At 69.4% G+C, this 14,470-nt stretch carries 13 protein-coding genes; 2 read left to right on the top strand and 11 right to left on the bottom strand.

Translation table 11 applies throughout. From position 1 onward, the window contains the following. Positions 1–11 precede the first annotated feature (11 nt). Positions 12–1,847: a hypothetical protein gene (locus LLS1_RS04825; RefSeq protein WP_226653820.1), complete on the bottom strand. Its 1,836-nt coding sequence runs from the start codon at positions 1,845–1,847 to the stop codon at positions 12–14. A 197-nt stretch (positions 1,848–2,044) separates the two neighbouring features. On the opposite strand from LLS1_RS04825, the gene LLS1_RS04830 reads away from it, so the two are divergent. Together LLS1_RS04830 and LLS1_RS04835 are read left to right on the top strand one after the other, a co-directional pair. After that, complete coding sequence (locus tag LLS1_RS04830; RefSeq protein ID WP_226653821.1) at positions 2,045–4,879, top strand: hypothetical protein; 2,835 nt, start codon at positions 2,045–2,047, stop codon at positions 4,877–4,879. Positions 4,880–4,898: 19 nt separating this feature from the next. Continuing rightward, a complete protein-coding gene (locus tag LLS1_RS04835; RefSeq protein ID WP_223360686.1) occupies positions 4,899–5,936 on the top strand; it encodes an AI-2E family transporter in 1,038 nt (345 codons plus the stop codon). 16 nt (positions 5,937–5,952) lie between these two features. On the opposite strand, the gene LLS1_RS04840 is transcribed toward LLS1_RS04835, so the two are convergent. The 10 genes from LLS1_RS04840 to LLS1_RS04885 all read right to left on the bottom strand — a co-directional run bounded on the left by LLS1_RS04840 (position 5,953) and on the right by LLS1_RS04885 (position 14,421). After that, complete coding sequence (locus LLS1_RS04840; protein ID WP_226654038.1) at positions 5,953–6,675, bottom strand: alpha/beta hydrolase; 723 nt, start codon at positions 6,673–6,675, stop codon at positions 5,953–5,955. Positions 6,676–6,731: 56 nt separating this feature from the next. After that, the gene (locus LLS1_RS04845) at positions 6,732–7,043 is read right to left on the bottom strand and encodes a hypothetical protein (RefSeq protein ID WP_223360685.1); all 312 of its coding nucleotides are present in this window, start codon (positions 7,041–7,043) and stop codon (positions 6,732–6,734) included. A 56-nt stretch (positions 7,044–7,099) separates the two neighbouring features. Beyond that, a complete protein-coding gene (locus LLS1_RS04850) occupies positions 7,100–7,798 on the bottom strand; it encodes a lytic transglycosylase domain-containing protein (RefSeq protein ID WP_226653822.1) in 699 nt (232 codons plus the stop codon). A gap of 71 nt (positions 7,799–7,869) precedes the next feature. Further along, positions 7,870–8,409, bottom strand: coding sequence for a DivIVA domain-containing protein (locus LLS1_RS04855; RefSeq protein WP_223360683.1), 540 nt, complete (start codon positions 8,407–8,409; stop codon positions 7,870–7,872). A 13-nt stretch (positions 8,410–8,422) separates the two neighbouring features. Continuing rightward, the gene (locus tag LLS1_RS04860; protein WP_226653823.1) at positions 8,423–9,421 is read right to left on the bottom strand and encodes a phosphatidate cytidylyltransferase; all 999 of its coding nucleotides are present in this window, start codon (positions 9,419–9,421) and stop codon (positions 8,423–8,425) included. 2 nt (positions 9,422–9,423) lie between these two features. Further along, entirely contained in the window at positions 9,424–9,978 is a 555-nt protein-coding gene (gene frr / locus LLS1_RS04865) for a ribosome recycling factor (protein WP_226653824.1), read from the bottom strand. Between the two features lie 78 nt (positions 9,979–10,056). Continuing rightward, the gene (gene pyrH / locus LLS1_RS04870; protein WP_223360680.1) at positions 10,057–10,770 is read right to left on the bottom strand and encodes a UMP kinase; all 714 of its coding nucleotides are present in this window, start codon (positions 10,768–10,770) and stop codon (positions 10,057–10,059) included. 126 nt (positions 10,771–10,896) lie between these two features. After that, positions 10,897–11,727: a translation elongation factor Ts gene (tsf, locus tag LLS1_RS04875; protein WP_223360679.1), complete on the bottom strand. Its 831-nt coding sequence runs from the start codon at positions 11,725–11,727 to the stop codon at positions 10,897–10,899. Between the two features lie 44 nt (positions 11,728–11,771). Continuing rightward, on the bottom strand, positions 11,772–12,671 hold the full coding sequence (gene rpsB / locus LLS1_RS04880) for a 30S ribosomal protein S2 (protein ID WP_223360678.1): 900 nt from the start codon (positions 12,669–12,671) through the stop codon (positions 11,772–11,774). A 253-nt stretch (positions 12,672–12,924) separates the two neighbouring features. Next, positions 12,925–14,421, bottom strand: coding sequence for a sugar porter family MFS transporter (locus LLS1_RS04885; RefSeq protein ID WP_226653825.1), 1,497 nt, complete (start codon positions 14,419–14,421; stop codon positions 12,925–12,927). Between the last annotated feature and the right edge of the window lie 49 nt (positions 14,422–14,470).

The following is a 14,470-nucleotide window of genomic DNA, read 5'->3' on the forward strand; positions in this document are numbered from 1 at the left end:
GCGCCGCGCGATCACTGGATCTCTTTGGCCCCGATCATGCCCTGAGCGAAACCGAGGAGCGTGATCTTCGCGTCCGACCCGGCCGGGGGCACATAGAAGGCCAACTGGTAGCCGAAGGTGGTCTCGACACCGGTCTTGGAGCTCGCGACGCCGAGCGCGGCGGCGGTCGGGCCGGCGTTGACCTCGGCCCCGGCCTCGACCACCTTCAGCTGCTGCGTCTCCTGCAGGTCCACCCACACGAGCGCGCCCGAGTCGTTGGTGGCCATCGCGACGTCCGGGTTCGGGCCGACCGCGCTGGTGAAGGTCAGCGAGGCGGTGGCCGGCACGGCCGCCTTCTGCTGCGCCTTCCATTCGGCGCCCACCGCCGTGCGCAAAGTGTCGCCGTCCGCGCTGAACAGGCTCGCGTACTTGCTCTGGTCGCCGTTCATCAGCACGTCGCCGTACGCGGCGGCGACCTGGTTCGGCGGCAGGGCGAGCAGCTTCGAGTCCGGACGGACGGCGGCGGCGCCGATGCTCGCCGGTGCCAGGTTCGGAACCTTGGCCTTGGGCTCGAGGGAGATCGCGTACTCGACCATGTAGTTGTCGCGCGGCGAGTCCTGCACCAGGGTGAGCGCTTGCGGCGCCTGGTCCTTGCCCTCCGCGTCCTTGGGCATCTCGATCACCGCGACGACCGTGCGGGGCCAGGAATCGGTCGCCTGCGGGAGCGAGAGCACGATCGGGTCGGAGGGGATCGCCGGGAGCGCCGGCTGGTCCGCCTTCTTCGCCCGGATGGCGTAGTTGGCCTCACGCAGCTGCAGGGCGGCGCCGGTGAAGCGCTGCTTGGCGAGGTTCGGGTCGGCCTTCGCATCGGCATTGGCCGCGGAGACCGAGATGCGCTTGACGATCCGCTCGAGCTGGGGCACGGTGACCGCCGGTGGCAGCTGATTCGCCGGCTTCGGCACCGCGGTCGTCGTCGACGTCGGCGTCGGAGTGGGAGTGGGCGTCTCGTCGGCGAAGGCGGCGCCGGCGCCCGACAGGGTCAGGGCTCCGACGAGCACGGCGGGCGCGATCACCCGGGCGCGCCGCGTGGATCGACGCCCGCGCGGGGTGGTCTCGACCTCGGAGGTCGGCTTGTACTTGGGGGCCTTGGGGAGTTTGGGCATCTTGGGTCCGCTCTTCCGGCGCGGTCCGCGCGATCTGCGGTGGGTGTAGAGCCCCCAGAGGTAGAGGGCGATTCCGATGACGAGCAGGACCAGGCCGCCGATGATCAGCGGGAACGCCCACGGCGTGCTCGAGTCGACCGGCCAGGTGACGGTGATCGTGGAGGGCGCGGGCTTCGTGCCGTCCGAGGCGACGAGGACGCTCACCCCGTCGGGGATGTTCATGCGGGTGACCTGGGCGTCCTGGCCGTCGTACTCCTCGAGCCAGAGGTCGGACCCCGTGGGATTCGGACCCGCCGCGGACGACGACGTCCCCTCGGTGGCACCCGCCGTCGCGCCGGGCGACGGGGTCGAGGTGGAGCCGGAGGCCGCCTTCGGGGTGACCATGCGTGTCGTGAGCGCGCCCGTGGTCGAGTCGTATCCGACGGCGACGTACTTCTCCGTGCCCAGCCACGCCGTCACGTCGTCCGTCCGCCCGATCGCGACGACCTGCGCCGCGGGGTCTTCGGCACCGGTCACGGAGAGCGTCTGCTGACCGGTGTGCGCGTTGAGCGCCGAGCCGGCGATCACCACGTACCGGGCATCCCCCGGCACGTTCGCGGTCGCCGTGAGCTGCGATGGGGGTGCGAACACCGTCCGCTGGGCGATGCCGGCGACGATCATGACGGCGGCCACGACGAACGCGACGATGGCGAGTACGAAACGCAAGCAGATCTCCTCGTGTGCCGGAGGGGGACGGGCACAGACAGGCGGGCAAGACACTCCACGATAGTCCAGCACCCTGAAAGGCATCTAACCGTTCCCTGCGGGAGGATGCAGTCCCCCATGCGGGTACCCGGCGCCAAATGTAAGATCGTTGCGGCGTGCGAGCAGCTCGCGACCAGCAGACTTCAGGAGTAACACACGTGGCCACCGATGAATCCAACTTCACGCAGGTCTTCCGCGGGTACGACAAGGACGAGGTCGACAAGGCCGTGCAGGAGCTGCGGCGCGAGCTCATCAAGTCGAACACGCAGTCGGCCGACTCGGCCAAGGAGATCAAGCGTCTCCAGCTGCGCATCGATGAGCTGAACGCCGAGATCGAAGAGGTCGGAAGCCCGACGTACTCGGGCCTCGGGACGAAGCTGGAGAACACCCTCCGCGTCGCCGAGGAGCAGTCGACCCGCCTCATCGCGCAGGCCGACATCGACGCGGAGAAGCTGCGCGCCGGGGTCTCCGGTGAGATCGAGAAGGTGAAGAAGGCTGCAGCCCAGCAGGCCGAGCGGGTGATCGCGGACGCGACCGCCCGCGCGACGACCATGCTGGAGGACGCGCAGATCGAGTCGCGTGAGCTCCTCGCCAAGACTCGTGCCGACAAGGAGACCCTCCTCACCGACGCGATGCGAGAGGCGGCGGGTATCCGCGGTGCCGTCGCCACCGAGGCCGCCGAGCTGCGGGCGACGAGCAAGCGCGAGGCCGCGGCGGTGCGCGCCGAAGCCGACCGCGAGGCCGCCGAGCTGAAGGCCGTCGCCTCGCGGGAGGCGGAGTCGGCCCGTGCGGAGGCCGCAGAGCTCGAGCGCACGATCGAGGCCCGCACCGCAGAGCTCGAAGGGGCGTTCGCACAGGACCGTGCCGCCTTCGAGCGGGAGGCCGCGCAGATCCGCCTCGACCTCGACCGCCGTGTGGCCGAGACCGCCGATCGGCTGGCGGCGGATGAGTCACGCCTGCGGGCCGAGCTCGCGGCGGAGGCCGCCCAGACCCGCGCCGACCTCGCCGCCGAGGTCGAACAGGAGCGCGCGGCCCTCGCCGCCGAGGCTGCCCAGACCCGCGCCGACCTCGCCGATGAAGACGCCACCACGCGACTCTCGTTGAAGACCGAGGTGGAGCAGACCACCAAGGCGCTGGCGGTCGAGGTCGAGCAGACCAAGGCCGCGCTGGCGGCGGAGGTCGAGCAGACCAAGGCCGGGCTCGCCGCCGAGGTGACGACGACCCGATCCGCGCTCACCGAGGAGGTCGACCGCACCCGCACCGAGCTCGCCGACGAGGTCACCCGCACGAAGTCCGCTCTGGCCGACGAGGTCACCCGCACGAAGTCCGCTCTGGCCGACGAAGTCGCCACCACGAAGGCGGCCCTCGCCGACGAGGTCACCCGCACGAAGTCCGCTCTGGCCGACGAGGTGACCAGCACGAAGGCACGACTGGCGGACGACGTCGAACGGACCACGCGGGAGCTGGCCGACCAGACCCTCCAGACGCGCACCGCCCTGGATAAGGAGTCGACCGAGACGCGGTCGGCCCTCGAGGCCGATCGCACGGCCACGGCCGCCGCCCTCGCCGCCGACCGCGAGCGGGCGGCGAGCGAGATCGCGACGGCTGCGGAGACCTCCCGCGCCGAGCTGGAGGCGGAGACCGAGCGGCGCCGCCGCGAGCTGGACGCCGAAGCGACGCAGCTCCGCGCGGATCTCGCGGCCGAGGTCGACGCGGCACGCACGGCGCTGGCCGACGAGCTGGCCGGCGGCCGGGCTGCTCTGCAGGCCGAGGTCACCTCGACCCGCGCCCAGTTGGCGTCCGAGGTGGAGACCACCCGCGCCGCCCTCGCCGCCGAAGTCGAACAGACGAAGTCCGCCCTCGAGACGGAGGTCTCGACCACGAAGTCCGCGCTCGCCGCCGAAGTCGAACAGACGAAGTCCGCCCTCGCCGCCGAGGTCGAACAGACCAGATCCGCCCTCGAGACAGAAGTCACCACGACGAAATCCGCCCTCGCCGCCGAAGTCGAGCAGACCACGACGACGCTCGCGGCCGACACCGAGCAGGCCCGCTCGGCGCTGGAGACCGAGGTCGCGACCACGAAGGCCGCACTCGCCGCCGAGGTCGAGCAGACGACGGCCACGCTGGCCGCCGAGGCGGAGCAGACCCGCTCCCGCCTCGCGGAAGAGACCGAGCGGGTGCGCACGACCCTCGCGGAAGACGCACGCCGCACCGCGGTCGAGCTCGCCGATCAGCGTCAATCCACGGCGAACGAGCTCGCGAACGACCGGGAGCAGCAGCGGCTCTCGCTCGAGAGCGAAGCGGAGACCGTCCGTCGTGCGCTCGCGGACGAGACCCAGCAGGCTCGGGTCGCGCTCGAGAAGGAGTCCGGCGAGGCGCGTCAGGAGCTCGCGGCGGAGATCGCCCAGGCACGCACCGCGCTCGCCGCCGAGATCGCCGAGCGCACCGCGCAGTTCGAGCACGAGGCGGCGGAGGCCCGCACGGCGCTCGAGACCGAGCTGTCGACGCTGCGCACGACGACGCTCGCCGAGCTCGACGCGCGCACGCACGAAGTGCAGCAGGCCCGCATCGACCTCGACGTCGAGCTCAAGGCGCGCCGCGACGAGGCGGAGAAGGAGTACCTGGCCCGGCACCAGGAGGCCGTCGCGCAGACGCAGAAGTACCTCGACGACGCCAACGCCCAGCTGCAGGACGCCACCAAGCGCACCGCGCAGGCGCGCTCCGAGAGCGAGGCCTTCGAGACCAAGGCCCGCGAGACGGTCAAGAAGGCTCGCACCGAGGCCGAGCAGACGGCCGCCCGGATCGTGCGGGACGCCGAGGAGCGCGCCGCCGCTCAGCTCGAGGAGGCCGAGGAGCGCACCGCGCGGCTCGTGGCCGACGCCGAGGAGCGCCTGGCCCAGATCAAGATCGAGCGGGAGGCTGTGGCCGGCTACTTCGAGAACCTCCGCGGTATGCTGCAGCAGGCCGAGGGCGTCACGGCAGACCGAGACTGACCGGAAGGGCCGGGGGAACATGAAGATCCAGAACGCATTCCGGGTCGGGCTCATCGGGACGCTGGGTGTCGGTCTCGGCATCCTGATCCTGACGTCGATCGTCAGCCTCGCCACGATCATCACCTACATCGGCGCCGCGCTCTTCCTGGCGCTCGGCATCGAGCCCCTCATCTCGTTCCTCGAGCGCCGTCGTTTCCCGCGCTGGCTGGCGCTGGTCATCACGCTGGTCGTGATCATCGGCGCGTTCGTCGGCCTGATCTGGTCCATCGTGCCGGTCGCGATCTCGCAGGCGACGCAGCTCGTCAACAACACGATCACGTGGGTCAACAGCGGAGGCGCGGAGGACTGGTTCCAGAGTCTGCAGCACCAGTTCCCGTCGGTGATCAACGACACCAACATCAATGCCGTCACACAGTGGTTGCAGCAGAACCTCCCGGACATCACGTCGAAGATCCTGCAGACCGCCTCCGGCATCGTCCAGGGCGCGTTCGGCGTGATCATCGTGATCATCCTCACGATCTACTTCACGGCGTCGCTGCCGAGCATCAAGCGCGCGGCCTACCAGCTGGTCCCGGCCTCGAAGCGATCCCGCTTCGCCGACCTCGGCGACCAGATCACCGACTCCGTGGGCAAGTACGTCATGGGCCAGGTCTCCCTCGCCCTCGTCAACGGAGTGCTGAGCGCGATCTTCCTGACGATCATCGGCGCGAAGTTCCCGGTGCTGCTGGCGTTCATCGCGTTCTTCTTCTCCCTGATCCCGCTCGTGGGCACGATCACCGGTTCGGTCATCATCGTCGCGGTGTGCATCCTGTCCGGTCCTCCGACGGCGATCGCCGCCGCGATCTACTACATCGTGTACATGCAGGTCGAGGCGTACGTCCTGAGCCCACGCATCATGAACCGCGCCGTCTCCGTGCCCGGGGCGCTCGTCGTCGTCGCCGCGCTCGCCGGCGGCACACTGCTCGGCATCCTCGGCGCGCTCGTGGCCATCCCCTTCGCGGCCGCCCTGCTGCTGATCATCAAGCAGGTCGTCATCCCCCGCCAGAACGAGCTGTAGGCGCGTCCGCTGCGGATCACACCGCGGCGGGCTCACTCCACTCGGTAGGCAGTGGGGCCGCGGCCGGGTTGATCCGGGCGACGATCTCGTCCAGAACGCGGCGCGTCTGATTCTCGCCCACCCACAGGTGCTTTCCTCCCGCGACGTCGACCAGCTCGATCTGGGGCAGCGGCGCGAATCGCCGCACCGCCTCGGCAGGCTGGAGGTAGTCGTCGTGCTCGGGGATGAGGGCGACGATAGGCCGGGAGTCCCCCGCCCATGCCGCGAGGTGCTCGGGCTTGGCCCGATGCAGCGGCGGCGAGAGCAGGATGACGCCGTCCACCGGGCACTCGCGCCCGTACATCAGCGCCAACTCCGTGCCGAACGACCAACCGAGAAGCCACGGGTGCGGGAGGCCCCGCTCGGCGACGAACGCCATCGCGGCCTCCACATCGTAGCGCTCGTCGACCCCGTGGCCGAACCGTCCCTCGCTGCGGCCGCGCGGCGACGCGGTGCCGCGCGTGTTGAATCGCAGCACGGCGATGTCGGCCAGAGCGGGCAGACGCCCGGCGGCCTTGCGGAGGATGTGCGAGTCCATGAAACCGCCGCCGGTCGGCAGCGGATGCAGCGTCACGAGCGTCGCGACCGGCTCGCGGTCGAGAGGGCTCGCCAGTTCACCGACGAGGGTGAGGCCGTCGCGCGTGTGCAGCTCGATGTCCTCACGGCGCGCAGGCAGCTCGACGCCGCCGCGGATCTCGATGGTGCTCACGTGGGTCCTTCTCTTCTCGGTGGTCGAAGATCGCCGCGGGACTGCGCTCAGGCGATCTTCCAACAGGATTCGTGCCAGTGCCGTCGTGCCGCCAGGTCGGCGCCGTCGCCCAGCACGCCGTCCGCTCGCCACGCTACGAGGTGCGCGACTCCCGGGGCGATGTCGCGCCCGCATCCCGGGCACACGTAGCTCTTCTGCGCCTGGGCGGCCGAGACCGGCTGGACGTTCCAGGTCGTCCCGCGGCGCGTCTCTGTGCGCCGCCAACCGGAGAGCAGTCGGTCGAGCCCGGTGTCCTGCTGGTCCTCAAAGCGGTCACGCCCCGGGCCGTGGCGGCCTCGGGGACGGTTGCTGCGCGGCATTGGACCAGTCTAAACCGGCCGGCCAGGCCGCGCCGGACGCCGGTCCGCGCCGCCGATCAGTACCAACCGGAGGACTGCGAGTGCCCCCAGGCACCGCACGGGTCGCCATAGCGGCCGGTGATGTAGCCGAGGCCCCAGGTGATCTGCGTCGCCGGGTTGGTCTCCCAGTCGGACCCGGCCGATGCCATCTTGCTGCCGGGAAGCGCCTGCGGGATGCCGTACGCGCCGCTGCTGGTATTGTGCGCGTACACGTTCCAGTGCGACTCCTTGTTCCAGAGCGCGACCAGGCAGCTGAACTGGTCGTCCCCCATGCCACGGGCCTGGAGCATCTCGTAGGCGATCGCCTGGGCCGTCCCGGGGTCGGGCGTTCCGACAGCCGGAGCGGAGGACGATCCGGACGACTTGCTCGTCGCGGTGGGAGTCGGAGTGGGCGTCGGCTTGGCCTTCACGCTCACCGTGTCGCGCTGCACCTGGGTGGTGTACGAGTCCGGAGCGGTGAGCGACTGCGTGGGCGCCCCGCCGAAGCGCGACGTGGTGGGGGCGGTCGGGATCGTGTCCGCATACGCCGGAGTCGCCGCCGAACCGGAGTACGGGTCCACCACGTTCACCAGGGCGAAGCCTACGGCGGCGGTGAAGGCGAAACCCCAGAGCAGGGCTCGCGACCGGATGTGCGGTCGTCGGGATCGCTTGAAGGCGACTCCGACCGGGTTGGCCGGGGTCAGCGGAACGATCTCTGCTGCTTCTCGTCTACCCACGATCACAAGACCATAACGGACTTCCGCGGACAATCCAAGAAACCGCGCACGCGTTCAGGCAACAGCCAGGGTCACCGGACGGCAAGCATGACGTCCGTGACGCTGTCCAGGAGCAGGTCGACCTGCACCTCCCGGTAGCCGCCGCGCTGCTCGCGGAACGTCACCGTGCGGACCTCCTCGACGCTCATCGGGCGGCCGTCCTGGAAGTACTTGACCAGACGGTTCGCGAAGCGATCGACGTCCTGCCGGTGGTAGCCCAGGGTGAGGAAGCTGACCCGGTCGAAGCGGTGGCCCACCGGCCGGTCGAGCCGGTTCAGCACGACCTGCGCGGTGCTGCGCGCGTCGGCGAACCAGGCCTCGTCACCGATCCTCTGCCGTGCGCCCTCGCGCTCGCGCTGCGCGAAGGCGTCCTCGAGCCGCTCCAGGGCCGCGTCGACGTGTGTGGTCGAATAGCCGCCCTTCTGCATCGAGAAGGCCGTGCGCCGGATGTCGGCCGACGTCAGCGGAGCCGAGGCGTCGTCGTCGTACGCGCGCCGGGCGGTCTGCAGGAACGCGTCGACCTGCTCGACGTCGTAGCCCTGCTTCTTCGGGGTGCGGGGGAAGGTGCTCACGTCCCCCATTGTGTCATCGGAAGATGAGGAACAGCACGTAGGTGGCGGCGGCGGACGGCAGGATCGAGTCGAGACGGTCGAGGAAGCCGCCATGACCCGGCAGCCATGAGCTCATGTCCTTGATGCCGAGATCGCGCTTGATGAGCGACTCGGAGAGATCCCCCGCGGTCGCGGTCAGCAGCAGCACCACGCCGAACACGATGCCGAACCACCACGGCCGGTCGATCATGAACACCGACACGAGCACACCGGCCACGATGGCTGCGGCCGTCGCACCGGCGAAACCCTCCCAGGTCTTCTTCGGGCTGATGGTCGGCGCCATCGGGTGCTTGCCCCACGCGAGACCGGCCGCGTACGCGCCCGTGTCGACCGCGACGACCACGATGACGAACGCCAGCACCCACCACTCGCCACCCGGCTCCGCGAGCAGCAGCAGCACGAAGCTCGCGAGAAGCCCGACGTAGAGCTGCACCAGGATGCTCCAGGTGAGGTCGCGGACGAGCGCCGCTCCCCCGGCGCGTCGTACCGGAAGCGCGGCCTCCTCGATCAGCCGCCACACGACGACGAGGACGATACCCGCCGCAAGGGCGACGAGCTGCCCGCCGGCGTGGAACCAGAAGGCGGCGGGGATGATCGCCACCGCGGCCAGCAGGGTCGGGACGCGCGGAACGCGACGACCGGCGCCGCGGAACGCCTGCGTGAGCTCGAAGGCCGCGAACCCGGCCATCGCCATCCCGAACGGGATGAAGAGCTCTTTGATGAAGATGAGGCTGACGACCACGATCGCTCCGACGCCCAGCCCGATCAGGATCGCCAGGATCAGGTTGCGCCCGGCGCGCTGCTCGATCAGCTCGTTCGTCGCGTCGAGCTGTGCCTTGCGGGCCTGAACCTGACGCTCGAAGTCCGCGCGTGTGGCCTGCACCTGCGCGCGGAGCTCCTCGCGTGAACGCGGCTTCCCCCGCCTGCCCGTCACCGGCGCGTGGGGCGCGCCGGGGTCGCTCCCCTCGCTCATGCCTAGACCTCGAGGAGCTCGGCTTCCTTGCGCTTCAAGGCCTCGTCGACCGCGTCGACGTTGGTGCGCGTGAGGGACTCCAGCTCCTTCTCGCCGCGCGCCACCTCGTCGTCGCCGACCTCGCCCTTGAGCGCGTCCAGGTCGTCCTTCGCCTTGCGGCGGATGTTGCGGATGGCGACCTTGGCGTCCTCGCCCTTTCCGCGGACGATCTTCACGAACTCCTTGCGGCGGTCCTCGGTGAGCTCGGGAAGCGTCACGCGGACGATCTCGCCATCGTTGCCGACGTTCGCCGAGAGGTTCGGCATGTTGACGATGGCCTTCTCGATCTCCTTCAGCGCCGACTTGTCGTAGGGAGTGACGAGCAGTACCCGGGCCTCGGGGTTCTGGAGGCCGGCCAGCTGGGCCAGCGGCGTCGGCGAACCGTAGTAGTCCACGAGCACCTTCTGGAAGAGGGCCGGGTTGGCGCGGCCCGCGCTCACGGTGCCGAAGTCCTCTCTCGCCGCATCAACGGTCTTGCTCATGCGCTGGCGGGCATCGGAAATCACATCCGCGATCACGGTTTCTCCTTCAGATCGGTGAATCGGTGTCTAGTCTAGAGCCCACGCGTCGCACCCGGCGGCGGGGCCAGGCGGCGCTCAGCCGAGCAGGGTGCCGATCTCGGCGCCGAGCAGCGCCGCGGTGACGTTACCGGCCGGCTCCATCCCGAAGATGCGCATCGGCATGCCGTTGTCCATGCAGAGGCTCAGCGCGGTGGAGTCCACGGCCTTGAGATTCTGCTGCAGCGCCTCCTGGTGGCTGATGTGCTCGATCTTGCGCGCCCCCGGATTGGTGCGGGGGTCGGAGTCGTACATGGCATCCACGCCGTTCTTGGCGACGAGCACGACGTCGGCGCTGATCTCCAGCGCGCGCTGCGCGGCGACCGTGTCGGTCGAGAAGTACGGCAGTCCGGCGCCGGCGCCGAAGATGACGACGCGGCCCTTCTCGAGATGGCGCTCCGCGCGGCGCGGGATGTACGGCTCGGCGACCTGGGTCATCGAGATGGCCGACTGCACGCGCGTTTCCGCGCCCGCCTGCTCGAGGAAGTCCTGCAGGGCGAGCGAGTTCATCACCGTTCCGAGCATGCCCATGTAGTCGGCGCGCCCGCGGTCCATCCCGCGCTGCGAAAGCTCGGCGCCGCGGAAGAAGTTGCCGCCACCGACGACGATCGCGATCTCGACGTCCTCCGCCGCCTGCGCGATCTCGCGGGCGATGCTGCTCACGATGTCGGGGTTGACGCCGAGCTGCCCCCCGCCGAACGCCTCGCCGGAAAGCTTGAGAAGGACCCTGCGTCTCGTGTTGGCTGCCGACATGTCGTGTGTGGTCCTTCCGTGGTTTTCGTTCTAACGCTAGTGCGTGTCTTTTCGTGCGCCTATGGGTGGGCGCACAGAAAAGGAGTCCGGATCGCTCACGGCGATCCGGACTCCTTCATCGGTGCTTTAGGCGCCGACCTTGAACCGGGCGAAGCCGGACACGGTCAGGCCCGAGTCCTTCAGCACCTGGGCGATGGTCAGCTTGTTGTCGCGGGCGTACTCCTGCTCCAGCAGGGCGACCTGCTTGAAGAACGCGCCGAGGCGACCCTCGATGATCTTCGGGAGGGCGGCCTCCGGCTTGCCCTCGTTGCGCGAGATCTCCTCGACGATGCGACGCTCGTTCTCGACCTCGGCGGCCGGAACGTCCTCACGGGTGAGGTAGGTCGGGTTCGCGAACGAGATGTGCTGCGCGATGCTGCGGGCGGTCTCCGCGTCGGAGCCGGTGTAGCCGACGACGACACCGACCTGCGGCGGCAGGTCCTTGGAGGTCTTGTGCAGGTAGATCGCGAAGTTCTCACCCGAGACGGACGCGACGCGACGGAGCTCGACCTTCTCGCCCAGGATGGCGGCCTCGTCGCCGATGAGCTCGGCGACGGTCTGAGTGCCGGCGGGGGCGGCCAGGGCCTCCTCCACCGTGGTCGCACCCGCGGCGGCGGCCGCGTCGAGGACCTTGTCGGCCAGGGCGATGAACTTCTCGCCCTTCGCCACGAAGTCGGTCTCGCAAGCGAGCTCGATCATGGTGGCGGAGCCGTTTCCGTTCTCCTTGGCCGCGACGAGGCCTTCGCTGGTGGAGCGGTCGGCACGCTTCGCGTTGCCCTTCGCACCCTTCAGGCGGAGGATCTCGGTCGCCTTCTCGATGTCGCCACCGGCCTCTTCGAGCGCCTTCTTGGTGTCGACCATGCCCGTGCCGAGCTGCTCGCGCAGGGCCTTGATGTCAGCGATGCTGATGTTTGCCATGTTCTGACTGGAACCTTCTTGTCGAAAGCGGGTTTGTGGGGTGACTACTTGGCCTCGGGCTCGGCGTCCGCCGCAGCCTCGGCGTCGGCCTCGCCCTCGGCGATGACCTCGGCGGAGTCCGCCTCGGCCTCGGCGAGGTCGGCGTCAGCGGCCTTCTCGGTCTCGGCGCTCGACTGCACCTCGGCCTGGCCCTGCAGCAGCTCCTGCTCCCACTCGGCGAGCGGCTCGGCCTGCTCGGTGCCCTCCTCGGGCTTCTGGTGACGCTGAATGAGGCCCTCGGCCGCGGCGTCGGCGACGATGCGGGTCAGGAGGCCGACCGAGCGGATGGCGTCGTCGTTGCCCGGGATCGGGTACTGGACCTCGTCCGGGTCGCAGTTGGTGTCGAGGATGGCGATGACCGGGATGCCCAGCTTCTTCGCCTCGTCGATCGCGAGGTGCTCCTTCTTGGTGTCGACGACCCAGAGCGCGCTCGGGGTCTTCGACAGGTTGCGGATGCCGCCGAGCGACTTGTGGAGCTTGTCCAGCTCGCGCTTCTTGATCAGCAGCTCCTTCTTGGTGAAGCCGCTGGTGGTGCCCTCGAAGTCGAGCTCCTCGAGCTCCTTCATGCGGGCGAGGCGCTTGGAGACGGTCTGGAAGTTGGTCAGCAGACCACCGAGCCAGCGCTGGTTGACGTAGGGCTGGCCCACGCGGGTCGCCTGCTCGGCGATCGCCTGCTGCGCCTGCTTCTTGGTGCCGACGAAGAGGATGGTGCCGCCGTGGGCGACCGTCTCGCGGACGAAGTCGTAGGTCTTGTCGATGTAGGTGAGCGACTGCTGCAGGTCGATGATGTAGCTGCCCGAGCGCTCGGTGAGGATGAATCGCTTCATCTTCGGGTTCCAGCGGCGGGTCTGGTGTCCGAAGTGGACGCCGCTGTCGAGCAGCTGGCGCATGGTGACGACGGCCATTTGCCGTTTCTCCTTGTGTTGGGCGCGCCCGCTCGGCCATGCCGGGACGGGTGCGATGTGCGGTTGTCCACGGCGGCCGGCGGCCGCCGTTCCTGGTGCCCCGCGCACCTCCGCTCCTCGTCCGCCCGCGCGGAAAACCGCTCGGGATGTGTGGAGGAGACCGGTGGAAGTGCGCCCCACCCTGCGGGTGTCCGGGCACGCGTAGTCACTCCGACGAGCGGAGTGCTTCGCACATCCTATCAGGAACGGGGCCTCACGCGTTGTCGCCGGTGGAGCGCACCTGCGGTCCGCGCTGGCGCCCACGGGCGTTCGTGAACAGCGTCTCCGCCTGCTCCAGCGCCATGCCCTTCGTCTCCGGCACCTTGAAGAACACGAAGAAGAACGACAGGGCCGCGAACACGGCGTACATGCCGTAGGTGAACGGCAGTGAGAAGTCCGACATCGGCGGGAACGAGACCGTGACGAGGAAGTTCGCGATCCACTGGGCCGAGGCGGCGACACCGAGCGCGACGCCGCGGATGCGCGACGGGAAGATCTCCCCCAGCAGCACCCAGACGAGCGGACCCCACGATGCGCCGAAGAAGATCACGAACGCGTTGGCGGCGATGAGCGCGATCGGCCCCCACGGGTTCGGCAGCGACACCGCGTCGCCCGACTTCGTCGCGAACGTGAACGAGAGCGCCATCAGCCCGAGCGAGATCGCCATGCCGACCGACCCGGTCAGCAGGATCGGGCGACGGCCGATCCGGTCGACCAGGAGGATGGCGACGACCGTCACCACCACGTTCGTGACCGACGTGATCACCGTGATGAGAAGCGAGTTGCTCTCGGTGAAACCGACCGCCTGCCAGAGCGAGGTGGAGTAGTAGAAGATCACGTTGATGCCGACGAACTGCTGGAACACCGACAGGATGATGCCGATCCAGACGATCGGCTTCAGGCCGAACCGGTCGCCGCGCAGCGAGGCCTTCGCTCCCTGCTTGTCCTCGGCGATCGCGCGCTCGATGTCGGCGATCTGCTGGTCGACGTGGTCTGCCGGGACGAGGGTCGCGAAGATCTTCTTCGCCTCGTCGCGCTTGCCTGTCGCGAGCAGGTGGCGCGGCGACTCCGGAAGGCTCAGGGCCAGGATGCCGTACACGACCGACGGGACGACGCCGACGAGGAACATCCACCGCCACGCCTCCAGCCCGAACCACAGCTGGCTCGACGCCGAGCCGGCCACACCCGCGAGGAGTGCGTCGGAGAGGAGGGCGACGAAGATACCGATCGTGATCGCGAGCTGCTGGAGCGACGCGAGCCCGCCGCGCGAACGCTTCGGCGAGATCTCGGCGATGTAGGCCGGGGCGACGACCGAGGCGATGCCGATCCCGAGTCCGCCGACGACACGCCACAGCCCGAGATCCCACACCGAGAACGCCAGTCCCGCGCCGATGGAGCTCACCAGGAAGAGGCCGGCGCCGAGCAGCATCACCTTGATGCGGCCCCAGTGGTCGGCGAGCCGACCGGCGATGTATGCGCCGAGCGCGCAGCCCAGCAGTGCGATGGCCACCACGAAGCCCTTGACGAACGCGTTGAGCGCGAAGTGCTCCTGGATCGAGTCCACCGCGCCGTTGATCACCGACGAGTCGAAACCGAAGAGGAACCCGCCGACCGCGGCCGACACGGCCAGCCCCACCACCCGTCGCTTCATCGCGGACGTGGGTTCGTACCCGACCTCGTCCTCTGCGGCGCTGCTGCGCTCTCCAGACATCTCGTTATCCCCTTGTTCGGTTGTGGGCCGTCCGTGCGTGAGCCGTCGG

The organism is Leifsonia sp. LS1 (assembly GCF_020521355.1).
Lineage (GTDB): Bacteria > Actinomycetota > Actinomycetes > Actinomycetales > Microbacteriaceae > Leifsonia.